The organism is Actinoplanes sp. NPDC051861 (genome assembly GCF_040681145.1).
In the GTDB taxonomy this organism is placed as follows: Bacteria; Actinomycetota; Actinomycetes; order Mycobacteriales; family Micromonosporaceae; genus Actinoplanes.
The window spans coordinates 147,993-172,706 of the sequence record NZ_JBFAYE010000008.1 but is presented as its reverse complement, the minus strand read 5'-3'; the positions used below and the strand labels follow the sequence as shown (position 1 = coordinate 172,706).

Genomic DNA, 24,714 nt, shown 5'->3' with positions numbered 1-24,714 from the left:
TTCGCCTGCGGCCGGACCGGTACAGATAGCAGAGCCCGATCCCCCCACCGGAAAGGCTGAGGCAGGTGCCCGAGTTCAGTGACCCGCAGCGTCGCGTCGTCGTCTCCGTAGACATGGAGAGCTACGGCCAGCGCGGCAACCTCCTGCAATACCGCGCCCAGCAGGACTTCCGCCGCATCATGGAGGACGCGGCGGCCGAACTGGGCGTGGACCGGCCGGCCTGGCTCCAGCAGCAGGCCGGCGACGGCGAACTTGCCATCCTGCCTCCGGGCGCGAGCGAGCGCACCCTCGTGAGCAAGCTGTCGCCCACCCTGGACCGCCTGTTGCGCCAATACAACCTGGGACGCACTCCGGACGGCCGGATCCGCCTGCGGGTAGCGGTCCACCAGGGTCTCGTCCACGTCGACGGCGCCAACGGCTTCCCGGGAGAGGCGGTCGTCACGGTGTCCCGGTTGATCGACTCACCGGCGCTGAAGGACGCCCTCAAACGCCGCTTCCCGAAGGCGAATGTGGCACTCATGGTTTCGGATCAGCTGTATGCGGACGTGGTGCGTGAGTATCAGGATCTGCGGCCGGACCTCTTCCAGCGGGTCCTGGCGGAGCTGCCGGAGAAAGAGTTCTCCCAGCCGGCGTGGCTGTATGTACCGGATGAGAACGCCGCAGGCGAAACGCCCGGCACTTCGCGAGCGGACGACGACCGGGTGCGACCGACGCAGGAGATCCACCACGTTTACACGAACGGTCCCGCGATCTTCGGCAACCACGGCACGCAGAACAACAACTACGGCGGTCCGCGGCAATGAGCGACGATCCGGCACAAGCAAAGGCAGATTCTCACCCACAGGAGCCGCCGGAACCGCAGAGGTCAACGGACATACCGGAAACGGCTGCGACGTCCCCACCCGATGGGCCGGAGGCCGAGCCCGTTGAAGAAGCACCGGCCCCGTCCGAGGAAACGGGTTCCGATGAGGCCGAGCCGGACTCCCGATACCTTGAGCGGGACGAACTGCGTGTCCCCGAGAGCCTCAAGGCAGAGGTCAACGGACCCGCTTACGAAGCCCAGGACTTTCACGACAACGTCACCTACGGGCCGTCGGCCTCGGGCCGGAACATCGTCCAGAACAACTTCGCGGACCGAAGGCTGCCCGACTTTCAGCGGCCACCCGCGGTAGAGGAGCTGGCGCGCTGCTACGCACCGACCGCCACCGACAAGGAACTGGAGAACGCACTCGGATGGCGTGCCACCGTGTGCCTGATCGGAGCGCCGGGATCCGGGCGTTTCAGCGCGGCCTGCCGATTTCTGATGAACCGCCTCGGACCCGACCACGTCACGGAGATCCTGCCACCGCTGGATCAGAGTGCCGCTGACGCGGTCCACGACATCAAAAGTCTGCGCCCGGAGCACGGCTACCTTCTCCGGATCTTCGATGAAGACGCTGCCCCGATCATCAGCCGGCTCGACGCCGTGGTGAAAGCAGCAGGGAGTCTCCTGATCCTCATTCGCGACGTGGCACCGAGAGCGGCGATCGACAGCGAGGCCGAGATCTGTCACATTCCGCCGGTCCCGCACGCGGTGTTCGCCGCTCACGTTTCGAACACGCCATGCGCTCGGCGGGAGGATCCCGAGACGTACCTCCGCCTCGTGCACGAGGGCGCACCGCTTCCCGAGCTGGCCCGAGAGGCAGCCGTCCTGGCGAAACGAGTGATCCAGCTGCCGAAGGAGGAGGCACGAGAACTTCTGGTCAGCGAGGACGGCCGGACCCGCCGGAAGAACGCGCTGTCGATCCTGGCTCCATCGTGCGAGGACGCACTTCCCAGCAGGCGACGACTCCGGCAGCACCGGAGAGCGTTCCGGCTCGCTTACGCGGCGCTGCGAGGCAATCCCATCGGTCATGTCTTCACCGCCACCGGCTGGCTCCTGTCGGAGCTGGATGCGGAGTCCGGATGGGATGATCTTGGCCGCACGGCCCTGGAGTGCTCCCTCAAGGATTTGCTGGGTACCGAGCTCGCGGCGCAATGGGAGCATGCCGACACCTACGGCACCGTCGGGATCAAGAGCAATCTCGTCGGCCCGATCTTCAGCGCCGCATGGCACGAGTTCGACCACACACGGCCCGCCCTGATCGCTTGGCTGCATTCGCTGGTCGAGGCGGATGATGCGTCACGGCAGGCGGCGGTACGCGTCGCCGCGACCCTTGCGCAAATCGACTTCGGCGAGATTCTCGTCGCCGTCATCGAACCGTGGAGTCAGTCGGGGAAATTCAGGGTGCGGGAGGCGGCCGCGCAAACCGTCGCGATCCTCAGCGCCACGCACACCTTGAACAACCGGGTCATGCGCATCGTCCACAGCTGGGTCTGGCACGGAACGAGAAGGCAACGCGCCACCACTGCCGCAGCGTACGCCAGCGGCCTGCGGCAACGTGACGCCCGCTGGACTCTCGCGGACCTGGGCGATATCGCCAACGACCCGATGCAGAGACATGACTGGACCATCGCCGAGGGCATCCGGCAGCTCCTGAAGCTCCACGGACCCGCGGTCGCGAATCTGGTCGTTGCGACGCTCGCCGCCTGGATAAGGAGCGACGATCCGGCCCGGCTCGCCACACGGCACGCCGCTCGCTCGCTGATTCGAGTGGCGGACCTGACCCAGCAGAACCGGTGGGATCGGCCGCCTCTGCTGGTGGCCGGCTTGGCCGACGGCACCGTCTCCGCAGCCGAACTGGCGGTGCTCTGGTACGCCGCGTTGCTCGGCACCAGTACCCAGAGCCAGGCATGGCCCGTGCTGCTCGACTGGTTACGCCACGCGGATGACGACGCCGGCCTGCGGACGGGGGTCGGGGCGTTGGTGACCGAGATAGCGGGTGCGGCGAATCTTCGCCGCCGGATGCGGCTCTTCCTGTCCAGACCGGACACGCCCGAATGGATCGCGAAACTGATCGAGGAGTGGAGACGATGAACCAGCCGACGGAGAAGACCACCTGGCGGCGACGCCTCGCCGCGTTCTGGCGGAGGTGCCTCGCCGCCCTGCGCGGTCCCGATCCGGTACCGCAACCGGCACCGGCGCCACCACTCCCTCCCGGGCACCTCGTCGAACGCCGGTCCATCACCCCGATCGACGTCGCGGCCCGCGGCTTCGCATTCCAGTTCCAGGTTCATGGCGTGTTCGTGTGGTCCAGTGACGGCCTTGAGCGACAGCACCTGCGCTCGCTCGTCGACCGCTTCGCCCCATACGCACACCGCTACCTGAAAGGCATCGCCGCCGGGCTGGCTCGAGGCGTGGAACCGCACCGTGGTGAGGAGTTCGAAGGCCGCCTGCGCCGCAGGCTCCGGGATCTGGGCGACTGGTCCTACACCCGGGACGGCATGAAAGTCACCTGCCGGCCCCAGGTTCACATCCAACTGGACGAGCGCGTACAGCAACACATCCGCCCGTTCTGGGAAGAGCTGATCTCGCTCGACTATGAGCGCGACGTCGCGGCGCGGCGGGCACGCCACACTGCCAGAACGAGCACCCAGTGGGCGGCGGTTCTCGACGAGCTTCTGACGGGTCCGGTGCCCGGTGCGGCGGCGAGTATGACGAACGAACGGCTCGCCGACGTGGTGCGGGAAGTCCTCAAGGAACGCCTGGCCGAGCAGCAGACCCTGGCAGATGCCATGACCGCGCTGGGCCCACAGAACGAATACGCCCGCGAGGGGTTCTTCGACCTCCTGGAAGAACATCGCGGACCGGCCTGACGAACGCGGGCGTCGCCTAGATCCAGCGGCTGCCCAGCCACATGCGGTCCAGCCAGGATTCGTACGGAATCTGCCAGCCCAGGAAAAGTGGGAGGAAGTAGGCGAAGCAGAGAGCGACCGCCCCCACATAAACGCCAGCAATCACAGCTCCGGCGCGGCGGTGGGACGGTGGGGTGACGATCGTGCCGAGGACGTAGACGACGGCGAGGATCAGGAAGGGCAGGGCGGGCAGGGCGTAGAACGAGAACATCGTCCGGCCGTCGGCCACCGCGAAGTAGAACCACGGCAGGAGGCCGGCTGCGGCGCCGGTGAGGAGGGTGTGAGCGCGCCAGTCGCGCCGGGCGATCGCGAACCACAACAGGGCGGCGAGGGCGGGCAGGAAGGACCACCACAGGAGAGGCGTGCCGAGCAGGAGGATCTGGCTGGCGCACTCGGGAGTGCGGCAGTCGCCCCTGTTGGGGAACCAGAAGTTGACCGGGCGGCCGATCAGCAGCCATTGCCACGGCCACGACTGGTAGTCGTGCGGCTTGGTCAGGCCGCTGTGGAAGTTGTACGCCTCCGAGTGGTAGTGCATCAGGTTGAGCAGGGCGCCCAGCACCGGTGGTTCGCTCATGCCGTTGGCGGCCCGGTAGTGGCGGAAGTAGCCGGTGTCGGTGAGGAACCAGCCGGCCCAGGTGGCCAGGTAGAAGACCGTGGTCAGGGTGAAGCTGACGACGCCCCAGCCCAGGTCGGCGATCGGTGAGCCGGACACGCCCGCGGAGCGCCGGGCCTGGAACCGCCACGTCAGGATCAGGGCGGCGAAGAACGGCAGGAAGAACAGCGCGCTCCACTTGACGCCGCAGGCCAGGCCGAACGTGACGCCGGAGACCAGCAGCCACCACGGCACGCCTCGGGTGTGGCCCGGACTGCCCTGTTCCAGGGCGCGCAGCTGGGACCGGCGGTAGTGGTCGCGGTCGAGGAGCATCGCGGCGAAGGTCATCAGGATGAACAGGCCGAGGAAGATGTCGAGCAGCGAGGTGCGGGACAGCACCAGCTGGAAGCCGTCCAGCGTCATCAGCAGCCCGGCGGCGCCGGCGAGGACGATCGAGTGGAACAACCGGTACGCCACGCGGATCAGGATGAGGATCATGAGGGTGCCGGCGATCGCTGTGGAGAAGCGCCAGCCCAGCTCGTTGTTGCCGAAGATCTGCTCACCGAACGCGATCAGCCACTTGCCGAGTGGTGGGTGCACCACGTACGCCGGGCCGTTGACCTTCTCGTCCCACTCCACGCCGTGCTGCAGCATGTCCCAGGCGTCGGTCGGGTAGTAGACCTCGTCGAAGACGTGGCCCTTGGGGCTGCTCAGGCCGGCGAACCGCAGGATCGCGGCGATCGACACGATGACCGCGGTGACCAACCACGAGGTCCGGCTGCCGGCGGGCGTCGACAGGCGGCGCCGCACGATCTCCGGCACGCCCGGGGGCTCGACCGGCGCGGGCGCCTGGGGGAGAACGGTCGCCGTAGTCACGCCGCGATCGTAGGACCCGGTGGCCAGGGTCGTCCGTCCGACGTCGCGTTCTGCACTCCCATCCCTTGTGCTCACTCCAGCCACTGTGGTCGGCTGCTAGCACTGACGACACGGAGCGATGGGGTTTTCTTTGTTCGACGCCAGTCGCTACGACCGTGAGGTGCTCCGGCCGTTGCGTGGCACCCACGGTCAGCTTCCCCCGGGTGATCTGGTCGCCCGTTACGCGGTGGACCCGGGCATGGACGCCGACGCCCTGCGCCTGCATCTCACGCGGATGCGCGCCTGGTGGGCGCAACGGGCCGAGGCACCGGACTTCCGGGCCGCGGTGTGCCGGCTGCTGCTGCAGGCGGACGAGGACCTGCAGGCCACGGTCGGCCCGGCGATGGAGGACCCGGACTGGTGGCGGGAGCAGGCCCGGGCGTCGCCGGCCACGGCTGCCGAGCCGGCCGAGGACTTCGTCGCGGCCGAGCAGCCGGCGGCGGAACCGGTGGCCGAGCCGGACTGGCGTGCGGACGCGCGGGCCCAGTTCTGGGCGGCGCTGTCGGCGCTGGACCGGGTGCCGGTGGCGGCGGGCGCGGCCCGGCCCGCCGCCCGCGAGCGGGTCGCCGAGCGGGAGCCGGCCGCGTCACCGCTGCCGGGGCTGCGGGTGGTGCCGGTGACGGCCGAGGGCGAGCGGTGCCGGGTGAACCTGTCCTGGCCGGGTGATCTGCCCGAGGGCGTACGCGTCCGCTACTCCCGTGACCCGTCCCCGTTCCCACCCGGCGCCCCGATGCCATGGTCGCAGGCGGCGCAGTGGGGCCGGGACCTGCACGCCGAGGCGGTACGCGAGGACGGCCGGACCGTGCTGGCCGCGACCGTGCCGACCGGTTACCACGTGTACGTGCCGTTCCAGATCTCCGGCGAGACCGCCGTACCCGGGCGGGGTGTGGCACTCGGCGTCGCCGCCCCGGTGCGACGGCTGCGGCTGGACCGCTCCGGCGCCGGCGCCCGGGTCACGTGGGAGTGGCCGGACCAGGCGACCGCCGTGCAGGTCGCGTGGACCGCCGGCGAGGTGACCGAGCGCGAGGTGGTCAGCCAGGCCCGCTACACGACAGCCGGAGGTTTCACGATCGAGGACGCCCGCGGTGGCGGCCGGGTCGAGGTGCGCGCGCTCACCCCGGTCGGCGACGGCACGGCGTACTCCCCCGCGGTCTCCGCCTCGATCGCCGCCGCACCGGCCGCGGTGGCCTACGACCTGCAGCGCCGCCGCAGGCTGGGCGCTGTCGACCTGGTGGTGACGCTGATCGCCGACCGCGACTGCGCCGGCCTCGAGGTGGACGTCGTGGTGAGTTCCGCCGAGGTCATCCCGCTGGACGCGAGCCGTGGCGAGGTGCACGCCCGGCTCGGCCCGCTCGACCTGACCGCCGGCGTCGAGGACCGGCACGTGCTGCCCTGGCCCCGCGCGGACCGCCCGTACTGGATCCGCTGCTTTTTCCGAGCTCCCTATCCGGTGTTCCCGAAGGACCCGGCGACCGACCGTATGAGGATCGCATGACGTCCAAGCTCGCCTGCCCGTTCTGCTACCACCCGATCAAGCGGCGCAGCGACCTGTGGTTCCTGTGCCGCGGTCGCCCCGCGGGCAACCGGCCGGCCTGCCGTCGCCAGGTGGATCCGGTACGGCTCAACCAGACCGGCTTCACCGAGGCCACGCTGCCGGCGTTCCCGCCGTCGGCCGAGCTGTCGCTGCTGCCGACGTCGAAGGCGAACTGCCCGTACTGCGGCGGGGAGACCCAGTCGCGCGCGTGCCCGGAGTGCCACACGAAGCTGCCGATGGAGTTCGGGGTGTCGGCCAGCCCGCTGATCTCGATGCTCGGCGCGCGCGGCACCGGCAAGACGGTGTTCCTGACCGTGCTCTCCGACGAACTGCAGCAGGAGCGGATCCGCAAGGAGTTCGGTGCCACGGTGCAGCCGATCGGTTCCGGTCAGGAGGGGTTCACGTCGCAGGCGAAGGCGGTCCGCGAGCGGATCCATCAGGTCTATGTTGAGGGACAGCTCTTCGACACCAGCCCGCAGGCGCGCGACGGCCGCAAGGAGCCGATGGTGCTGGAGTGGCGCAACGAGCGGCCCACCGGCAACCGGCTGGGCCTGCGCCGGCAGCGGACGCACTACCTGTCGTTCTTCGACACCGCCGGTGAGGATCTGGCGCACGACGCGGACACCCACAGCCTGCACTACCTGCGGGCGTCGAACTACCTGATCCTGCTGCTGGACCCGTTCCAGCTGCCGGAGGTGCAGCAGATGCTGAACCTGCCGGAGGCGGCGATCCTGAACCGGGAGCCGACCCGGGACGTGCTGACCCGGATCACCGAGACGCTCAAGGACAGCGCGCACTGGAACGGCCGGCAGATCACCGTGCCGGTGGCGGTGGCGTTCACCAAGATGGACGGTTTCTTCGCCAGGCACCTCGACGACAGCCATCCGCTGCGCCGCGCCGAGCGCCGGCCCGGCGGGTACGACGAGGTGCACGGCCGGCTGATCCACGAGCAGATGGCCGCGCTGCTGGAGGACTGGGGCGGTGGCGACATCAACAGCCAGCTGCGCGCGTGGTACCGCGACTACCAGTACTTCTTCGTCTCCGCGCTGGGTGAGCAGCCCAACTACGAGAGCGCCACCACCCGGGAGCGGCCCCGGCCGGTACGCGTCGAGGAGCCGCTGCTCTGGCTGATGAGCAAGGGTGGTCTGGTGGCGAAGGTGACGCCGTGACCGGTGCGTTCCACACGTACATCTACACGAACTGCCGCGCCGACGAGGGCCTGCAGCAGCGCGACGGCTTCCAGTTCCAGGCGGTGTCGCCGGGCGCGAACCTGTCGGCGATGTCGGTGATCCAGCGCCGCCTGCTCTACGAGCCCTCACCGCAGTGGATGCGTGAGCGCCGCCCGGTCTCCGACTATCCGCCGTCGTTCTCGCACGTCTACGACAGCAACATGTACGCCACCGCCGCCGGACTCTACGTGGGACGCGAGTCCACCGGTGGCCGTGAGGGCAACCAGCTCACCCACGCCATCGCCACCACCGACCCGTCCTCGTACGGCCTGGTCCGCCCGGCACAGCTGTTCGGTGCGCCGTTCTGGACCCCGGTGCAGGCGCCCGCCCAGCAGTGCCCGCCGCTGGAGCCGGGCTGGCAGCCGGGCCCGTTCGGCGTGGTCGAGGCTCAGCGGTTCGTCCGTTCCCAGGACCGTGGCGAGGCGATGCTGACCGCGCTCGTGTCGCACCTGCGGCGGGGCGACGACCGGCGGCGGGTGATGTTCGTGGCCCGCGAGCCGGAACTGGTGCTGCGCTGGGTCACCGCGGCCACCCTGTTGATCCCGCACCGGGAGGCCCTCCGGATCGGGTTCAAGATCTTCACGCTCAACCCGGCGTACGCCGACCACCGCATCCTGGCCGTGCACCCGGAGTGGTCGACCGGCTCGGCGAGCCTGGACAACCAGCTCGGCTATGTGGTGTTCGACCTGGTCGCGCACGACTGGACGCGGGTGGAGCCGGACCCGTCCTGCCGTCGCTGGGTGCGGCTGTTCCTGACCGAGGACCCGTACGACGTGGCGGACGCGGTCGAGGTGGCCGCCGAGGTGGCCGACGGGCATCGCGGCCTGGGACCGGCGGGCATGTCGCTGGCGCTGGCGGTCGTGCTGGGCCGCCCACCCGAGCCGGAGGCGGTTCCGGCGATCACCGAGTGGCTAGCGACGTGCCGGCCGAAGCTGCTCAGCCGGTACGGTCCCGACCTGATCGACCGGCTGCTGGAGAACACCGACCGCTGGCAGCCCGGCGAGCTGATCCGCCTGGACGAGGCGGTGCACGAGGCCCTGCCGCAGCGCGCCGCGGCGGTGCGGCTGGCGCTGCTCCGGTCCGAGATCCGCGAGCTGACCGACGGTGGGACGGTCCGGCCCGGCACGCTGGCCGAGATCGAGGACTCGGCGTGGCGGCCGGACGCCTCCGACCGGCTCGCCGACGCGATGCGGATGGCGCCGCCCGAGCCGTTCGAGGCACTGCTGCGGCTGAGCGCCCGGTTCGGGGTGGCACCGCAGCAGACGATGCTGGAGCCGGGGCTGCAGAGCTTCGTCGAACACTGGCTGCAGCACCCGGAGCTCAACTACTACTCGGGTGACTGGGCCGGCGGCGATGAGGTCGAGCACAAGCTCAAGGTGCTGCTCAACCGGCGGGTCGAGGACGATCCGAAGGCGGCGGACCGGCTGGCCGACCTGTGGTGCGACACGCTGGTGGACGGGGCGACCGGCCTGGCCACCCGGCTCGACGAGGTGCTGGTGAGCGCCGGCATGCGGATCCTGGAGGAGGACGACCGGTTCCGGTTCGTCCGGGACATGCTGCAGGCCGCCCGCGACGCGCCGGAGCCGATCGCCACCTTCGAGTTCGTGACCGCCGTGCTGTGGCGGCGCGAACCGCCGACCGAGACCGAGGCGGAGCGGCTGCTGGGTCTGCTGCCGGAGGGTGCGCGGTTCGGGCCGGAGCACTTCCCGGCGCTCTCCGCCCGGCTGCTCGTCCAGCGGGTCGAGGACGAGCACTTCCTGGCGGCGCGGGTGCTGGCCGGCAGCCGGGCCTGGACTCCGCCGGCACCGGTCATGCGGGCGCTGATGCACGAGGGAACCATGCGCGACGTGCTGGACGAGCTGGCCCGGGCCAAGGTCGACCCCACCGAGCTCACCAAGCTCGTCCGCCGGGTGCCCCAGCACACCCTCGACAACCACCGGAGCGAGTTGCTCGAGGCCATGGTCTCGGCGAAGGTGGCCGCCGCGGCGCTGGCGGTCCTGGAGGAGACCCCCGACCTGCAGCGCGACTACCAGCGCAAACTGGTGTCGAAGGTGGCCCGGCCGAAGTGGCATCCGGCGCAGATGGCGATGGTTTTCGTCCTGCACCTGCTGCCGCCGCCCCCGGACAGCCGGGAGTCCGACGAGCAGGCGATGGACTACATGGTCCAGCGGCTGCAGAACTTCCTGACCCGCGGCTCGGACGCCCGGCGCGGTGAGGTGGACAGCCAGATCGAGCTCCTCGGCGGTGACTGGCCGGCGAGGTGGGACACCTTCACCCGGCCGGGCCGGGCCCGTCGCCGGATCACCTGGCTGCTCCGGGGCGACAACAACACGATCTGAGGCTCAGTCGGCGCGCAGCAGGCGGGCACGCAGCGCCGGGGCGCGGGCGGCCTCGGTGTCGCCGCGACGCTCGTACAGCCACGCCAGGCTCTGCAGCCCGGCGGCCAGGTCGCGGCGCAGGCGCGCGTCGAGCGGGTCGTCGTTGTGCAGGCGTTCCCGCAGCTCGCACGCGGTGAGCAGCAGCGTGGTGGCCTCGTCGAAGCGCCCGGCGTCGGCGTTCACCTCGGCCTGCGTGGTGAGCACGCCGGCCAGCGCGGAGGTGTACGGCTCACCGAGCCCGCGATAGACCTCGGCGGCGCCGGCGAACGCCTCGGCCGCCTCGTCCAGGCGTTCCAGGTCGGCGAGCAGCACACCGCGCCCGATCCCGGCGGCGGCGAGACCGGGCAGGTGTCGCGGGTCGGCCGCGGCCAGCCGGCGGTAGAGCGCCGCGGCGCGGTCGAGCAGCCCCAGGCCCGCGAGGTGCGAGCCCAGGTCGGCAAGGTCCATGCCGAGGGCACCGCAGGCGTACGCCAGCCGCGCCCGCAGCTCCGGCGAGGCGGTGGCGAGTTCGGTGAGCCTGTCGACCGCCTCGTTCCCGGCGCGGACGGCGAGCTCGCGATTGCCCCGTGACCGAGCCTGGGCGGCCTCGATGAGCAGCGCCTCGGTGAGCCCGGCACGGTGGCGGGGGTCGGCGGCCTCCAGTGCCCGGTACCGGTTGGTGGCGTCGCGGGCGACCTCGGTGGCCTCCGTCCCGCGGTCCGCCCGGCCGAGCAGGCGGGCCTTCTGGACCAGGGCGTATGCCCGGAGCCGGGCGAGGACGGCGTCGTCGGCCAGACGGTCCAGCACCTGCAGCGCCTCGTTGATGACGACGAGCCCGTTCACCGGCTGCCCGGAGCGGTCGAGTCGCTCCGCGTACGTTGTCAATGCTCTTGCCAATGAAGCCGGACCCGGAAGCCGGCGACGCAGCTCGACCTCCTCCGCCGCGGCCCGCAGCGCCAGATCGTCGCGGCCCTCGCGCTCCCAGATCAGCCCGCGCTGGCGCACCGCCTCGGCCTGGCCGGACCGGTGCGGCGCGCTGACCGCGGCCAGCCGCTCGAACGACTCGGTCAGAGCCTGCGCGGTCGTCGTGTCCTGCCCGGTGAACAGCATCGACGTGTGCGGCAGGCCGTCCGCGACCGCCCGCAGCACGGCGACCGGCGCGTCCGCGTCCGCCATCGTGCCGCGCGCCAGGTCGAACAGCTCCGGTGTGATGCCGCCGGTGCGGGCGGCCAGGTCGAGGATCGTCGCGTAGAGCGCGGGCTGCCGGTCGGCGGCCTGCCAGAGCGCGCGCAGCAGGTCCGGGCGGTCGCGGGCGGCGGGCACCAGCAGGTCCAGCGCGCGGCGGCCCTGCGCCGGGGAGACGGTGGCGAGCGCGGCGATCAACCGCCGGTCGCGCAGCACGGCGGGTACGGCGAGGCGCTCGCGCAGCAGCGGCGGCAGCGGCGCCCAGTAGCTCTGCCGATCACCGGGATAGAGATCGGAGAGCCAGACGACGATCCGCCGGATGATCTCGGGATCGGTCGCGCCGACCCCGCGGACCAGGTCCTGCGCCTCGGTGACCGTGCCTGCGCCGTAGAGCTGGGCGGCGGCCAGATAGGCGTCGAGCCGGTCGGAGTCGGCGAACGGGATCTCGGCCTGGACGGCGGCGTGTTCGGCGTACTGGCGTTCCCGGCCGAGCAGGAAGTCGGCGACGGGCGCGGCGGCGGGGCCCAGCAGGGCGCGGGACGCGTGCAGGGCCAGCGCGAGCGGCGTGGCGCCGTCCTCGGCCGACGGTTCGCCGACGGCATGCCGGGCGCGCGACACGGCCGATCCGTCCTCCGGGAAGATCCGCTCCCCCAGCTCGGAGACCATCTCCCGGGCGTAGGCCGCGTGGTCCTCGTCCCGGCCGAACGAGGACAGCTCGATGGTGCGGCTGGGGCGCAGCGGCTGGTCCGGCATGCCGATCCGCACGTCGCGCCACCAGTGACCCGCGCTGCGGGCGATCACCAGGAGCCGGATGGCCCGGTCCCCCGGCGCAGGCAGCGGTTCCAGGATCTTGTCCTGGTAGATGTCCGCGCGATCCGCCACGATCAGCACCGGCGCGTCGCCCGGTGGCACCTGCCCGGCGCCGCCGATCACCCGCCAGCCGGCCGCGACCTGGTGCCGGGCGAGTTCGTAGGCGAGCCGGGACTTACCGGCGCCCGGTGGGCCGGTGAGCAGGACCATCGACGTGCCGCCGCCGGCGCACCAGTCACGCAGGGTGGTCATCTCGGCGTCGCGGGCGCGGAACGCCAGCGGCGACGTGCGGGGCAGGAACAGGCTGTTGACGTCGACCGTGACAGTGGGCTCGGCCGTCGCGGTGCTCTCCGGCTCGGCGACCGGCTCCGGGGTGTGCTGAAGGCGGCGACGGGCCAGGTCGACCCGGCGCAGGCCGAGCGGGGTGATCGCGAACGGGAGGCTGCCGGTGCTGAGCTGCTCGTCGCCGTCGGCGGGTGTCAGGGCGGGGAAGCGGTCGCGGCCGGGCGACAGGCTGCGTACCGAGGCGGAGACCCGTTCGAGGAGCTGGTTGGCGTACAGGGTCTGGCTGACGCTGAGCGTGGCGGTGAGCACCTCGGGCACGCCGTCGACGAACCGGTACCGCCCGAGCCGGCTGTCCTCGACCCGCAGCAGGCCGCTGAGCAGCACCTCGGCCAGATGCGCCGGGAGGGCCGGGCGGAACATCGCGTGGTGGACGTGACGGATGACGTCCAGCACCGGCTCGCCGAGGGCCACGTACCGGGCCAGCTCGAACGCCTCGCTGGAGGCCACCGCGCGGAAGGCCCGCACCCGCTGGTCGGGGGTGGGCGCCGGCCCGGCGGGACGGTCCGGCGCGGGCCCGGCCGGTCGGCTGGTGACGCCGGTGACCGCGGCGGTGACCGGTGGCCCGCCGGCGACCAGCGTGGTCCAGCGGCGCAGCCAGGCGCCGTCGATCTCCAGCACCGGCACGACCGTGCCGGCGGGCCGGCCGCGCCCGCCGAAGGCGGCGAACCGCAGGTCACTGTTGGGTGCGCAGGGCCGTGGCGCGGTGAGCACCCCGGCGACGGTCCGGGCGAACGTGCGTCCCCAGAGCCGTTCGGGCAGCGGCTGCAGGATCGCCACCGGACCGCGCCGGGCCAGCTCGCGCAGCACGTTGCCGGCCGATCCGGACCGCCAGGTCGGCCCGACGCAGTCGCTGACCACCAGCACCACCCGCCGGTTCACCGGATCGACCAGCCGTCCCGCCGGCATCGCGCGGCCCTGCCAGTCGGTGAGCCGCGCGGTGCCGCCGTCGTCGTCCAGGCGGTGCCGCGACACCTGCCGGAAGACGCCCGACTCGCGCAGCACCGCGATGATCTCGGTGGCCAGGTCCTGCCAGATCGCCATCGAGTCGCCGGTGTCCACCACCACGACGGCGTCCAGCCAGAGCCGCATCGCCGGGCGCATCACAGCCTGCCAGCGGGCGTGCTCACCGTGCCGGACGGTCTGGTCGGCGGCGCGCTGCGCGGTCGCCTCCTCGTCGAGGGTCCCGATGCCGGGCACCGGCATGCGTCTCAGCAACGGGTGCAGGGCACGCTGGAAGGCGAGGCGGTCACCGAGCTCGATCGGTTTCGGTACCTCCTCCAGCGCCGCCTCCCGCGCCCGCCCGGCGGGCGGAAGATAGGGGTGCAGCTCGACCGGGGGCGGCGCCGGCGGAGGGGGTGGCGGCACGGCAGTCGGTGGTGACTCCGGCGGGTCCGGCGGCGGCTCGCGTCTCGGTCGTTCTTTTTCCGGGGGTACGGGTAAAGCGTCCGCGATGGGGACGGCGTCCACCCGCGCCGGGGACATCTGGGCCGCCAGCCAGAGGGTCTCGGCGAGCTCCAGAGGGGTGGGCTCGTCCACCCCGCCCCGGCGCACGACGGCGCGCAGGTCCTCCAGGTTCATCGTGGTATCAGCCGGGTCATCACCAGATCGGCCAGGGCCCGGCGGGTCTCCTCCTCGTCGAGACGGGACGCGTACACCAGGTAAATGGCGTTGAGCAGCTGGTCGGTGGCGAGACCACGGGCCTCCCGGTTCTCCAGGAAGTCGCCGATCACCGCGGCGCTGCCCGGCTCCATGTCCGGCAGGTGGGCGGCGACGATCTCCTTGAGCTTCTGCGGGCCCGGGGTCTCGATCTCGACCGGGATGCAGCGGCGCAGGAACGCGGGCGGGAACTCGCGCTCGCCGTTGCTGGTCATCACGACGATCGGGAAGCGGCTGCAGCGGTTGCGCCCGCTGACGGTGACCGGTTCGCTGCTGTCGATCGTGGTGACCCGGATCGGGGTGTGCTCGGGGCGGCGCAGCAGCTCGGCGATCTCGAACTCGCCGTCCTCGAAGATGGTGAGCAGGTCGTTCGGCAGATCCAGGTCGGCCTTGTCGATCTCGTCGATGAGGAGCACCCGGGGCCGGCGGCGCGGGAGCAGGGCGGTGCCGAGCGGGCCGAGCCGCAGGTACTGGCCGAGGTCCTCGTCGCTGTCGGCGGGCTCGTCGTCGCGGCGGCTGGCGGCGTACAGGCGGGCCAGGGGGTCGTACTGGTAGAGGCCGTCGCGCAGGGTGACCCGGCTGGTGATGTTCCAGCGCAGCACCTGGCCCAGCCGCAGCTCGTGCGCGATGGCGGTGGCCAGGGTGGACTTGCCGGTGCCGGGTGAGCCGGTGACCAGCAGCGGGCGCCGCAGATACAGGGCGGCGTTCACCAACTTGACGATCTTGGCGTCCGGCCGGTAGCGCTCACCGGCCCGGCGCTCCTTGTCCCGTACCTCCGCCACGAACGGCGGGTCGTCGGCGAGCGCCGGATCGGGGCCGAACGCCCGCCACGGCGGTGGAGGCGGGAGCTCCTCGATCCGGTTGTGCTCCCTCCCGGTGCCCTGGTAGATGAACCAGGCGTCGTCGTCGGGCACGGTCACCTCTCTCGTATCCTGTTCTCGCCGCTCATATCGCTCATACCGCTCATTTCGGTCACTCCGCGAAGCTGAGTGGGATCGGGCGGCGGCGGGCGTCGTCACGCAGCAGCGAGAGGCCGGTGCCGAAATGTGCCTCGTCCTCCGCGGCGACGGCCGAGGCCCGCATCTTCCGAACGGCGGAGCCGATGCCGTCGATGGTCACGTTGTGCAGCCGCTTGCGAAGCTCCTCGACGAAGCGCGTGCCGCTGCACTCACCGTCCTCGACGTGCGCGCCCGGAGGACACGGCTGACGGCGCCAGAGCAGGATCGGCGGGCATGCGGCAGCGGCGGCGCTGACGTGCTCCGATCCCGCCCACTCCCCGGACAGGCCGACCGCGAACGGGCCGTCGTCCTCGTCGCGCAGCCATCCCCCGAACGACCGCAGGCTGCGCGGCGGGTCACCGCAGTCCTGCGACCGCAGAACCTCGCCGATGCTGATCCGCTGGTCGCGCAGCACGGCGGCACGGCGGATCAGGTCCGACGGGTAGGCGTCGCTGAACCAGTCGAGATCGCGTACCGCCACCGGCCGGTTCACGCCGAGCGGCACGCCACCGTCGACGAAGTCCTTCCACTCGTCCACCGGCTCGGCGAGGAACCTGCGGGGGAGGACGAATTCCACGTACACCGTCCCGGACGTCGGCGGAAGCCGGCGACGGGCCTTGACCAGCTCCTCCTCCACCCGCTCCTGCCACTGCGCCGGCGTGACCCGCTCCTTGTTGACCACCGGCTCGCACAGCTCGCCGTCCGGCTCGCTGACCGTCCACACGGTCAGCTCGTAGGACTCGGTACCGGTGGCGGCGGCCGGTTCCAGACAGACCACGATCGCGCAGTCGTGGTCGACGACCCGGGGCGGCGGCGCGGCGGCCGGCACGTCCGGGCCCAGGTGCTTATGGGCCCAGCGCCAGGTCTCGTCTGTCTTGAGCATGCCGAGCAGCGCGTTCAGGTGGTACCGCATGCGCCGGTCGTCGACCATGACCGTCTCCACCACCAGGGCCTCGACGAGCGCCTGCACGGTGTTCAGCTCCGGGATGTCCTTCACTCCCCCGGCGCGGACCAGGGTGAGCAGCTGCCCCACCTCCTCGCGGGACAGGTCCCGCACGGGGTGCAGAGCGGCGCGCAACTCCGTGTACGCCCTCGGGCTTATCGAACCGAGCCGGATGATCTCGTTGAGCTGCGGGCAGTGCTCGGCCAGCTGCGACACCGGCACCATCACGCCGAGCCGCTCCTGGTCCCACACCGCCGACTTGACCATGCCGACCACCTGCCGGGTCGTCATGTGGTACGCCGCGGCGCCGCTGAAACCGGACTGCAGCCAGACGCCGAGGTCGTCACTCGCGTCGAGTTGCACGTTCGGCCCGATCGGACGGTCCGGTGCGGCGGTGAACGAGCTGTTGACGCCGTCGCGCACGAACCGCTCGGGAAAGCCCAGCGCGGTCAGCTCCTGCCGGGCGTAGATCTCCACCGCCGAATGCGGCGCCAGCCGGGCCGGCGCGACGCTGACGGGCCGGTCCAGCTCCACGACGGCCAGATCGGCGTCCTTGGCGGTCGGCGAGAACCACGGCCCGGACGTGACCACGGTGCCCGCCCGGCGCTCCGGGGTGTCCCGCAGCTTGACCAGCACCTCGGTCGCGTCGAGCACGACGTGCGCACAGGTGAGCACATGCCGGTCGGTCACCAGAAAGCCACTGCCCCACCGGGAGGTGGCCGGAACATCGACCCGGGCCTGCCAGAGCGGTTCGCTCATCCGGCGCTGTTCCCGTCCCACCCGAACTCAGTCGGCACCTCACGCCCTCCCGCGTCACCAGCGTGAGACGAGCTTCCCTCTCCGCCCATACGGGGCACTATCGGCCATCCGTCCACGATGCTCAAACACCCCGACACACACCCCAGACATCCGAGGAACACCCGCCGCGCCCTCGGCAGATCTTGGGCACCCACACCGGCGGCGGACGGCCGCGAGGCCCAAGGTCCCGGCGGCGGTGGGGGTCAGCGGAGGGTGGGGGGATTTGCCTGCTGCTGCACGGCCTGGGCGGTCATCACGGGGTAGGCGAAGCGGTCGAGGGGGCCGACCACCCCTGCCTCGACGTCGGTGGGGCCGAGCATGACCCAGCGGACGGTGCGCTGGCTCAGGACGGCGACCATCGAGGGGCGGATCTGGGTGAGCCAGTGTTCGATCTCGGAGAGGCCGGTGGTGGGTGCGGCGACGGCGGCCTCGGCCGGGGTGAGCTGCTGCATGATGGCGGCGTCGACGCGGGTGAGCAGGTCGGCGTCGACGGCGGTGACCTCGTGGCGGACCACCAGCGCGGGGACGTCGGGTGGGACCGGGCGCAGGAAGTCGCCGGTCACCGGGCCGACGTCGATCACCACGGCCCGGGAGCGGCCGGCCGGTGCGACCTGGATGGGCTCGCCGGGCTGGGCCGGGATGAGCAGTTGCGGGCCGATGCCGGTGCGGTGCACGAACGGCGCCCACTCCTGCGGGCGCAGCGACTGCACGATCACCTGGACGCCGAGCGCCACCAGGCGGAAGACCATGAGCTGCGCCATCGGCAGGCCGCCGACCAGCAGCAGCCGCGTCGGCTCGGGGCGCAGCACGCGCAGGGTGACCGGGCGGTTCTCCCGGTCGCGGCCCACCATGAGACCGTCGCCGGCGACGGTCGGCGTGAGGTCGGCCAGTGCCGCGGCCGGCGCCAGGTGGGGTGCGACCTTGCTGAGGCCCGACGGATACCGGATCACAGCAGGAAACCTCCGAACGGTAGGGTCGCCGCCAGCCCGGCGGCCTGCCGGCCGTCCAGCCGCTCGACGTCGCCGCCGATCGCGCGGATCAGCTCGGCCAGCCGCTTGCCCGCCGCGTCCAGGGTCACCCGGTCCGGCGCCACGAGGCGGATCACCAGTTCCATGGCGATCTTCCCGCTGTCACCGGCGTGCACCGGGTCGTTGCTCGCGGCCAGACCCACGGCGACCGTCGTGGACAGGTTGCTCAGCAGCCGGTCGAGGGCCCACTGCTGGGTGGGCCACTTCCTGATCCGGAACGAGGACTGCACGGTCCGGCCGGTGGTCACGCGGCTCCAGCCCTCCCGGGCCGGCACGGCGTTCGCACCCGCCGCGGCGGCACCCGGTTCGAGCCGGGCCAGCGCGGCCGCGGCCACCAGCAGCTCCTCCGGGCCGAGCAGGCGGTTCGGCAGCTTGTCCTGGCGCAGCCGGCGGCGCGCCCGCTGAACCGCGTTCAGCAGCGCGGGCCGCAGGTCGTCGTCGTGGCAGGCCTCGGGCGTCCGCCGGACCTGGACGGCCAGCCAGCCCTGCCGCTCGGTCGGCACCTCACCGTCGGTGAGCAGTCGATAGGAGTCGAAGGCGGCGCCGGCACCGGCCCAGGCGGTGACCGCCTCGGCCCGGATCAGCGACTGCACGACCACGGGCGGAAGGTCCGGCTCGCCGACCGGCAGCAGTGACACCAGGTCGGGCAGGCGGCGTGCCTCGGCGCCGAAGAGCGTGTGGTTTCCGGGCGCCAGCTCGAGCACCGCGGTGATGCCGCTGGGGTGCGCGATGGTCGCCACGGCCTGGCCGTCGACCTGGAGCTCACCGAGCACCAACGACGGCTGGAGCTGGCGCAGCAGCGTCAGCCGGGGGTCGTCGAGCGCACCCGCGCCGGCCCGGCCGCGGTTGCGCCACGAATACCGCATGCGCAGGCCGAGCCACTGGTAGAGCCAGACGCCGCGCCACGGCAGGCTGGTCACCACCAGGCAGACCACGGCAACCGCGGACGCGGCGGCCATCACGGCGGGATGACGTCCCCAGGCCACCAGCACCGCGACGATCGCCACCTGCCAGGCCACCACCTGGGCCACGCCCAGCCGGCGGGCGCCCGGGGTCTCCGGCCGAGCGAAGCCCGCCGCGTCGCCCGCCGGGCCGCGTGGGCCGCTCGACGAGGAGGCGGCGCGGGGAGCGGTCGCCGTGACACCGCTGGTCGCGCCGACACCGGTGGCCTCGACCGCGGCACGGGCACCGGCGGCCGCACGGGCCGCCTGCCGGGCGGCCTCGGCACCGGCCGCGGACGTTCCGGCGTAGGCCCGCTGGTCGGTGCGCGCCGCGTACTGCGCGGGGGCCACCTGAGCGGCCCGGGCGTCCGGCTGACGGACGGCCTGCGCCCGTGGATCGGCAGCGGCGGCGGGCACGCGCGCGGAACCCCGCGCCTGCGCCTGCTGTTGCTGCTGCCAGTCGGGCTCCGGCGCCTGCGGCGCGGTCATGCCGGCACCCCCCGTGGCGCTGACGTCATGTCAGCGGGCCTGGATCGCGGCGCGGTCATGCCGGCACCCCCCGGTGGCACTGAGGTCATGTCAGCGGGCCTGGATCGCGGCGAGCACGTCCGCCACCGCGATGGTCCGTAGGTCTTCCATGCTCGGCATCCGGCCGAGAGCGCGCAGCCGCTGCGCCTGGAACTTGCGGACACCCTCGAAGAGGGTCCGGGCCTCACGGGCGTTACCGAAGTTCGGCCCGCGGTCGATCGTGGTGAAGTGGTCCACCAGCACACCGAGCACCTCGGGCGACAAAACGTACGAGTCGGCCTCGGCGATCCGGATCGTGATCTCACCGAGCTCCTCGGCCGAGTAGCTCTTGAACTCGATCGTCCGGGTGAACCGGGAGGCGAGACCGGCGTTCGCGGCCAGGAAGTCGACCATGTCGGCCGTGTATCCGGCGGCGATCACGGCGACCTCGTCGCGGTGGTCCTCCATCAGCTTGACCAGCATGTCGATGGACTCCTGACCGAAGTCGGCACCGGAGCCGGCCGAGCGCGACAGGGTGTACGCCTCGTCGATGAAGAGGACGCCGCCCAGCGCCTCGTTGAAGACGCCGGCCGTCTTCTCCGCGGTGTGACCGATGTACTGACCGACCAGGTCGCGCCGCGACACCTCCTTGAGGGTGTCCTTCGGCAGCACGCCCAGTGCGAACAGCAGCTTGCCGTAGAGGCGGGCGACGGTGGTCTTACCAGTACCGGGGGCGCCGGCGAAGATCAGGTGGCGGCTCACGCTGGAGCTGCCCAGACCGGCGAGGCGGCGCCACTCGCTGACCTGCATCTCGTCGATCAGACTGCGGACCTCGGCCTTCACCTCGGCCAGGCCGATCAGGCTGTCCATCTCGGCGAGGAGTTCCTCGACCTTCTCCTGGCCGCCGCCACCGGTGTCGGCGCCGACACCGACGCGAGCGGTGACCGCCGCCTCGATGATCTCCAGGGTGGCGCCGGGGTCGATCGACATGCCGGCCGAGTCGACCTTGCAGCCGTCCAGCACGCCGCCGCAGCCCGCGTCGGCGGAGATGGCGAAGTCGTCGGTGTCGCGGATCGCCGTGCCACGGATCGTCGGGCTGCTGCCGTGCGCGATCGCGATGCCGACGGCGCGGGTGCCGATCACCTCGCAGTTCGCGATGGTGGGCTTCCCGTACTGATAAATGTAGATGCCACGGTTGCCGCAGTTGCGCACCGTGGTGTCGCTGATCACCGGGTCGGCGCCGAGGCTGACGATGATGCCGTCGCCGCCGATCTCCTCGACCGTGCTGCCCTTGACCGTGCCCGAGCAGCCCTCGAGCGACAGCCCGTACTGCGAGTTTGTGATCTTTACCGCGTCGAGCGCGAGGCGGGCGCCCTGGCCCACCTGGACGGCCACGCCGAACTCCGCGGAGATCTCGCAGTTGTTCGCCTTGAGCTCGCCGCCGTCGACCGTGATCGCCGCGCCGTAACCGCCGCGCAGGGTCAGATCGGCCAGCGTCACGGTGCCGGACTCGAGGCGCAGCACCGACTCGGAGGAGTCGGACAGGAGCACGACGGTGCCGGGCCCGTCGGCCGCGGACAGGGTCACGTCACGGCCGCGCAGGACCAGCGCCTCGCGGTATTCACCGGGGGTCAGAGAGATGGTCCCGCCGTCGGCGGTGATCTCGAGTGCCTCTCGGACGGTCGGGACGGCACCCGGCCGGTCGGACGAGACGATAACGGTGCGTGCCATGGCTCCGAGAGGGGGTCGAGGAATCGTCAGGCGACACTACAACAGGGCCGCCCGTGGATCGTGCGGGCGCCGTCAGACTACTCGCCCACGGGGTTTCACCGCCGTCCCGCGTGACAGCGTTGGCACCATTCGCGTCACCATTGTCGCCAATGTGGAGATCTGGGGCCTCCCCCGTCTTTGAGCAGTCCGGTAAGTTCGATGTCTGAACGTAGAAGACCATCACTCCGGCGCGGGCTGCCGAGGCGCCGCAGTCGGAGGACGACCGAAACGGGTGGATGACCTTGGCCGAAAAAATGGACGCAGTAACCGGTCAGCTTCTTGCAGCGGCAAAGGACGCGGACCAGACCGCGGAGAACATCACGGCGAGCCTCGCCCGGCTGATGGGTCAGCTCGACGACCTGCCGGGTGGCTTCAAGGGCGCGGCGGCGACCGTGTTCGACCAGACCAAGGCCACCATGCAGCAGAAGCTCACCAACATCACCGACGCCCTGCACAGCGTCTCCAACGGCATCACCAGCTCGAGCCACAAGTTCGACGCCGCCGACGAGGAGGCCGAGCGCGAGGTCTCCAGCATCCTGGCCGCCCTCGGCGGTAACTGACGGGCCGCGCGGCCACCGGCACTTTCACGAAGCGAAAACAAGGAGACGAGAATGAGTGGCGACGGCTACGGCGGCATTACCTATGCCTACGGCACGATCGAGACGGCGGCGGGCAACATCGACGCGTTCATCAACTTCATGAACTCGGAGTTGAGGGACATCGAGAGCAAGCTCATGCCGCTCGAGACGGACTGGACCGCCGACTCGCAGAAGGCGTACCTCGAGCAGAAGAACAAGTGGAAGACGAACGCCGAGGAGATCGTCGAGACCCTGGGCCGCCTGAAGACGGCACTGAGCTCGGCCGGAACCCGGATGCAGGAGGCCGACCAGGCCGCCACCAAGATGTTCGGCTGACCTGTCGGATTTCCGATCGCACATTCCACAGGCTCGCGGCAGGTCGTTCCCGACCGGCCGCGGGCCTGATTTATTTCAGGATTTCAGAGGACGAAAGTCTTCCTGTTCGGGGCATCCGCCCCGGTCACTCGTCCTCGAGGTCGTCGAAGAGACGGCGGTTGCCCTCGGCCGGTGTGCGCGGCGCCGGCTGCGGCGCACGGCCCGGGCGCCAGCCACGGCGACGGCCCCGCGGCATCGCGATGCTGCCCATCCCGGCCGCCGCGGCGACGGCCAGCACCACCACCGCGATGATCAGCGCCCAGCGCACCTGATTGGCCCGGACCGGGTCGGTCTCGTCCGGCGAGTACGCGCTGAGCGCCTTCGCCTCGCGCGGCTCGGCCGCGACCGGGCGCTCGACCAGCGCGCGTAGCGGCTGCACGATGCCGAACCCGTACCCCGTGCCGTTCGCCCACGGGCGCACCGGCGAGCCGCCGAACGTCGGGTCGGCGGTGGCGAACAGTCGCCGCGAGACCTGGTCGGGCGTCAGGCCCGGCTCACGGGACAGGATCAGGGCGGCCGCCGCCGACACGAACGGCGCGGCGAAGCTGGTGCCGTTGTAGCGGGCGTAACCCCTCACCCGGGTCGCGGCGATCACCTGGTCGCCCGGAGCCACCAGGTCCACCCACGGCCCCACCGGTGAGGAGTCGGGGCGGGCCGCGCCCTCGTTCACCGCGCCGACGCCGATCACACCCGGGTACGCCGCCGGGTAGGGCGTGCGGCCGGCATTGGCGGACTTCGCGTCGACGTTGCCGACCGCGGCGACCACGACCACACCGCGGTCGATCGCCCGCTGCACCGCGTTGCGGACGGCGGGCACGTCCTCGTACAGGACCAGGGAGATGTTGATCACTTGGGCGCCGGCGTCGGTGGCGAACCGGATGCCCTGGGCGAACCCGGACGCCGAGCCCGGCTCACCCTCGCCGTCCTTCGCGTTCTTCTCGCTGACCACGACCGGCACGATCTCCACGCGGGGCGCGTACCCCCGGAAGGGAATGCCCTCTTCGCCGCCGCCGGCGATGATGCTGGCGACCGCGGTGCCGTGCCCGATGCAGTCGAAATCACCCGGGCCGCCGCCGGGGAAGAGCAGGTCACGGCCGGGTCGGACCTTGCCGGCCAGCTGTGGATGGCCGCTGTCGACGCCGGAGTCGATCACCCCGACGACCACGCCGCGGCCGTCCGACAGGGTCGCCACCTTCGCCGGGTCCAGCGCACGCTGATGCCACGGAACGTCGCCGATCGGCTCACCCGGATCCGCGCAGTCCCGGTTCGCCGGCGGCTTTCTGACCGCCTGCTCAGCGACCGGCGCGTTCGCGACGGCGGCTTTCCCGGCCGCCTGCGCCTGGCCGAGCGTCGCCAATTCGACAACGGGTGCTTTTTCGGGCGTGGATGTCTCGGGAGGCGGGGTCGCCAGGGCTGTCGTGGGCGCGATCGCGCCGCAGAGAACCGTTACCAGCGAGACGGCGGACAGCCGTCGCAGCAGCAGGAACCCGCGCCGCACATCGCCTCCCTCCACCGTGTCGGTCGCGGCGATGGTAGTACTGTTCTGCCTCCCGCCGCGGGGCGGGACATCGCTGTGTGCCGTCATTGACTATCGTCGGGTAGCGATACGCGTACGCCGCGGCACGGCGGGCAGTCGAGGTAACGGGGGAAGCCATGCAGCCGGGAGGGGAGTCCCGTCAGCGTCTCGAGTCGATGATGGAGGACGCTCAGAAGCTGCTGACCAACGCGGCCGAGATGAAGCGGAAGCTCGACGAGCTCACGGTCAGCACGCGGTCCGAGGACGGGTTCGTCGTCGCGACCGTCGACGCGCGCGGTCGCCTGGTGCAGCTCGACCTCGACCCGCGGATCTACCGGTCCCCCAACGCGGGCGGTCTGGCCAGCCAGATCATCGAGACCTATCAACGCGCGGTCGATAAGGTCGATACCGATACCCGTACAATTCTGGAGCGGTATCTGCCGCGCGAGTTCGACGTCGATCAGTTCACCAACATCGACTTCGACAAGTACGCGTCTCGCCGCGACGTGGCTGACTACTGAGGGGGTTCGCGATGGCCAACAACCTGTGGTTCGACAGTCGTGGTGTGATCGCCGGCACCTCCGACATGAAGGCCAGTGGCAAGGAGCTGGGCGAGGCGTTCACCAAGCTGAACGACGCCGGCAACCGCCTGGCCGCACTCGCCGCCGAGAAGCCGGCCGGCACCGACGACACCGGCACCGAGTTCGAGAAGACGTACAACGAGCTTCTCACCGGCCTCGTCAAGCAGGGCAAAGAGGTCGGCGAGCTCCTCACGGGTGTCGGCGGTGACGCGGAGAAGGCGCTCGCGATGTTCACCAAGACGGACCTGGAAAGTGCCGACGATCTGAAGCTGGACTGAGGCC

18 protein-coding genes are annotated in these 24,714 nt (G+C 71.4%); 10 read left to right on the top strand and 8 right to left on the bottom strand.

All coding sequences use genetic code 11. The annotated features are described in order from the left end of the window. Positions 1–65: 65 nt before the first annotated feature. The 3 genes from AB0M02_RS22840 to AB0M02_RS22830 are packed head-to-tail and all read left to right on the top strand — an operon-like array spanning position 66 to position 3,735. A complete protein-coding gene (locus AB0M02_RS22840; RefSeq protein WP_364229757.1) occupies positions 66–803 on the top strand; it encodes a hypothetical protein in 738 nt (245 codons plus the stop codon). Beyond that, positions 800–2,956: a hypothetical protein gene (locus tag AB0M02_RS22835; protein WP_364229755.1), complete on the top strand. Its 2,157-nt coding sequence runs from the start codon at positions 800–802 to the stop codon at positions 2,954–2,956. The genes AB0M02_RS22840 and AB0M02_RS22835 overlap by 4 nt, the downstream gene beginning before the upstream one ends. Then, the gene (locus AB0M02_RS22830) at positions 2,953–3,735 is read left to right on the top strand and encodes a hypothetical protein (RefSeq protein ID WP_364229753.1); all 783 of its coding nucleotides are present in this window, start codon (positions 2,953–2,955) and stop codon (positions 3,733–3,735) included. Before AB0M02_RS22835 ends, AB0M02_RS22830 begins: the two co-directional genes overlap by 4 nt. A 16-nt stretch (positions 3,736–3,751) precedes the next feature. Here the strand turns inward: AB0M02_RS22830 and AB0M02_RS22825 are convergent, their stop codons facing one another. Continuing rightward, positions 3,752–5,242, bottom strand: coding sequence for a phospholipid carrier-dependent glycosyltransferase (locus AB0M02_RS22825; protein WP_364229751.1), 1,491 nt, complete (start codon positions 5,240–5,242; stop codon positions 3,752–3,754). Between the two features lie 118 nt (positions 5,243–5,360). Between AB0M02_RS22825 and AB0M02_RS22820 the strand changes: the two genes are divergently transcribed. Genes AB0M02_RS22820 through AB0M02_RS22810 form a run of 3 tightly spaced genes read left to right on the top strand, consistent with a single transcriptional unit; the run spans position 5,361 to position 10,383 of the window. Beyond that, entirely contained in the window at positions 5,361–6,776 is a 1,416-nt protein-coding gene (locus tag AB0M02_RS22820) for a hypothetical protein (RefSeq protein WP_364229750.1), read from the top strand. Continuing rightward, positions 6,773–7,984: a zinc ribbon domain-containing protein gene (locus tag AB0M02_RS22815; protein WP_364229748.1), complete on the top strand. Its 1,212-nt coding sequence runs from the start codon at positions 6,773–6,775 to the stop codon at positions 7,982–7,984. Before AB0M02_RS22820 ends, AB0M02_RS22815 begins: the two co-directional genes overlap by 4 nt. Beyond that, positions 7,981–10,383: a GTPase-associated protein 1-related protein gene (locus AB0M02_RS22810; RefSeq protein ID WP_364229746.1), complete on the top strand. Its 2,403-nt coding sequence runs from the start codon at positions 7,981–7,983 to the stop codon at positions 10,381–10,383. Before AB0M02_RS22815 ends, AB0M02_RS22810 begins: the two co-directional genes overlap by 4 nt. Before the next feature lie 3 nt (positions 10,384–10,386). Here AB0M02_RS22810 and AB0M02_RS22805 read toward each other — a convergent pair whose 3' ends face one another. From AB0M02_RS22805 to AB0M02_RS22780, 6 genes are all read right to left on the bottom strand, one after another. Next, a complete protein-coding gene (locus AB0M02_RS22805; RefSeq protein ID WP_364229744.1) occupies positions 10,387–14,319 on the bottom strand; it encodes an ATP-binding protein in 3,933 nt (1,310 codons plus the stop codon). After that, on the bottom strand, positions 14,316–15,311 hold the full coding sequence (locus AB0M02_RS22800; protein ID WP_364229743.1) for a MoxR family ATPase: 996 nt from the start codon (positions 15,309–15,311) through the stop codon (positions 14,316–14,318). Before AB0M02_RS22800 ends, AB0M02_RS22805 begins: the two co-directional genes overlap by 4 nt. A 58-nt stretch (positions 15,312–15,369) precedes the next feature. Continuing rightward, positions 15,370–17,118: a trypsin-like peptidase domain-containing protein gene (locus AB0M02_RS22795; protein WP_364229742.1), complete on the bottom strand. Its 1,749-nt coding sequence runs from the start codon at positions 17,116–17,118 to the stop codon at positions 15,370–15,372. A gap of 221 nt (positions 17,119–17,339) precedes the next feature. Then, positions 17,340–18,086, bottom strand: coding sequence for a hypothetical protein (locus tag AB0M02_RS22790; RefSeq protein WP_364229740.1), 747 nt, complete (start codon positions 18,084–18,086; stop codon positions 17,340–17,342). After that, positions 18,083–19,594, bottom strand: coding sequence for a type VII secretion protein EccE (eccE, locus tag AB0M02_RS22785; protein ID WP_364229738.1), 1,512 nt, complete (start codon positions 19,592–19,594; stop codon positions 18,083–18,085). The genes AB0M02_RS22790 and eccE overlap by 4 nt, the downstream gene beginning before the upstream one ends. 90 nt (positions 19,595–19,684) lie before the next feature. Continuing rightward, positions 19,685–21,343 carry a right-handed parallel beta-helix repeat-containing protein gene (locus AB0M02_RS22780; RefSeq protein WP_364229736.1) on the bottom strand — a complete coding sequence of 553 codons (1,659 nt, stop codon included), beginning with the start codon at positions 21,341–21,343 and terminating at the stop codon, positions 19,685–19,687. A 293-nt stretch (positions 21,344–21,636) separates the two neighbouring features. Here AB0M02_RS22780 and AB0M02_RS22775 point away from each other — a divergent pair, with 293 nt between their 5' ends. Both AB0M02_RS22775 and AB0M02_RS22770 read left to right on the top strand, forming a co-directional pair. Further along, positions 21,637–21,942: a WXG100 family type VII secretion target gene (locus tag AB0M02_RS22775; RefSeq protein WP_364229734.1), complete on the top strand. Its 306-nt coding sequence runs from the start codon at positions 21,637–21,639 to the stop codon at positions 21,940–21,942. A gap of 51 nt (positions 21,943–21,993) precedes the next feature. Then, positions 21,994–22,296, top strand: coding sequence for a WXG100 family type VII secretion target (locus AB0M02_RS22770; RefSeq protein WP_364229733.1), 303 nt, complete (start codon positions 21,994–21,996; stop codon positions 22,294–22,296). Positions 22,297–22,420: 124 nt separating this feature from the next. On the opposite strand, the gene AB0M02_RS22765 is transcribed toward AB0M02_RS22770, so the two are convergent. Continuing rightward, positions 22,421–23,833, bottom strand: a complete 1,413-nt coding sequence (locus AB0M02_RS22765; RefSeq protein WP_364229731.1) for a S8 family serine peptidase — start codon at positions 23,831–23,833, stop codon at positions 22,421–22,423. A 155-nt stretch (positions 23,834–23,988) separates the two neighbouring features. On the opposite strand from AB0M02_RS22765, the gene AB0M02_RS22760 reads away from it, so the two are divergent. Continuing rightward, entirely contained in the window at positions 23,989–24,372 is a 384-nt protein-coding gene (locus AB0M02_RS22760) for a YbaB/EbfC family nucleoid-associated protein (RefSeq protein WP_364229729.1), read from the top strand. An 11-nt stretch (positions 24,373–24,383) separates the two neighbouring features. Next, entirely contained in the window at positions 24,384–24,710 is a 327-nt protein-coding gene (locus AB0M02_RS22755) for a hypothetical protein (protein WP_364229727.1), read from the top strand. Positions 24,711–24,714 lie beyond the last annotated feature (4 nt).

Coding starts and splice junctions, on each gene's coding strand:
- AB0M02_RS22835 (WP_364229755.1), top strand. CDS start 800: ATGAGCGACGATCCGGCACAAGCAAAGGCAGATTCTCACCCACAGGAG.
- AB0M02_RS22830 (WP_364229753.1), top strand. CDS start 2,953: ATGAACCAGCCGACGGAGAAGACCACCTGGCGGCGACGCCTCGCCGCG.
- AB0M02_RS22820 (WP_364229750.1), top strand. CDS start 5,361: ATGGGGTTTTCTTTGTTCGACGCCAGTCGCTACGACCGTGAGGTGCTC.
- AB0M02_RS22815 (WP_364229748.1), top strand. CDS start 6,773: ATGACGTCCAAGCTCGCCTGCCCGTTCTGCTACCACCCGATCAAGCGG.
- AB0M02_RS22805 (WP_364229744.1), bottom strand. CDS start 14,319: ATGAACCTGGAGGACCTGCGCGCCGTCGTGCGCCGGGGCGGGGTGGAC.
- eccE (WP_364229738.1), bottom strand. CDS start 19,594: ATGACCGCGCCGCAGGCGCCGGAGCCCGACTGGCAGCAGCAACAGCAG.
- AB0M02_RS22780 (WP_364229736.1), bottom strand. CDS start 21,343: ATGGCACGCACCGTTATCGTCTCGTCCGACCGGCCGGGTGCCGTCCCG.
- AB0M02_RS22775 (WP_364229734.1), top strand. CDS start 21,637: ATGGACGCAGTAACCGGTCAGCTTCTTGCAGCGGCAAAGGACGCGGAC.
- AB0M02_RS22770 (WP_364229733.1), top strand. CDS start 21,994: ATGAGTGGCGACGGCTACGGCGGCATTACCTATGCCTACGGCACGATC.
- AB0M02_RS22760 (WP_364229729.1), top strand. CDS start 23,989: ATGCAGCCGGGAGGGGAGTCCCGTCAGCGTCTCGAGTCGATGATGGAG.
- AB0M02_RS22755 (WP_364229727.1), top strand. CDS start 24,384: ATGGCCAACAACCTGTGGTTCGACAGTCGTGGTGTGATCGCCGGCACC.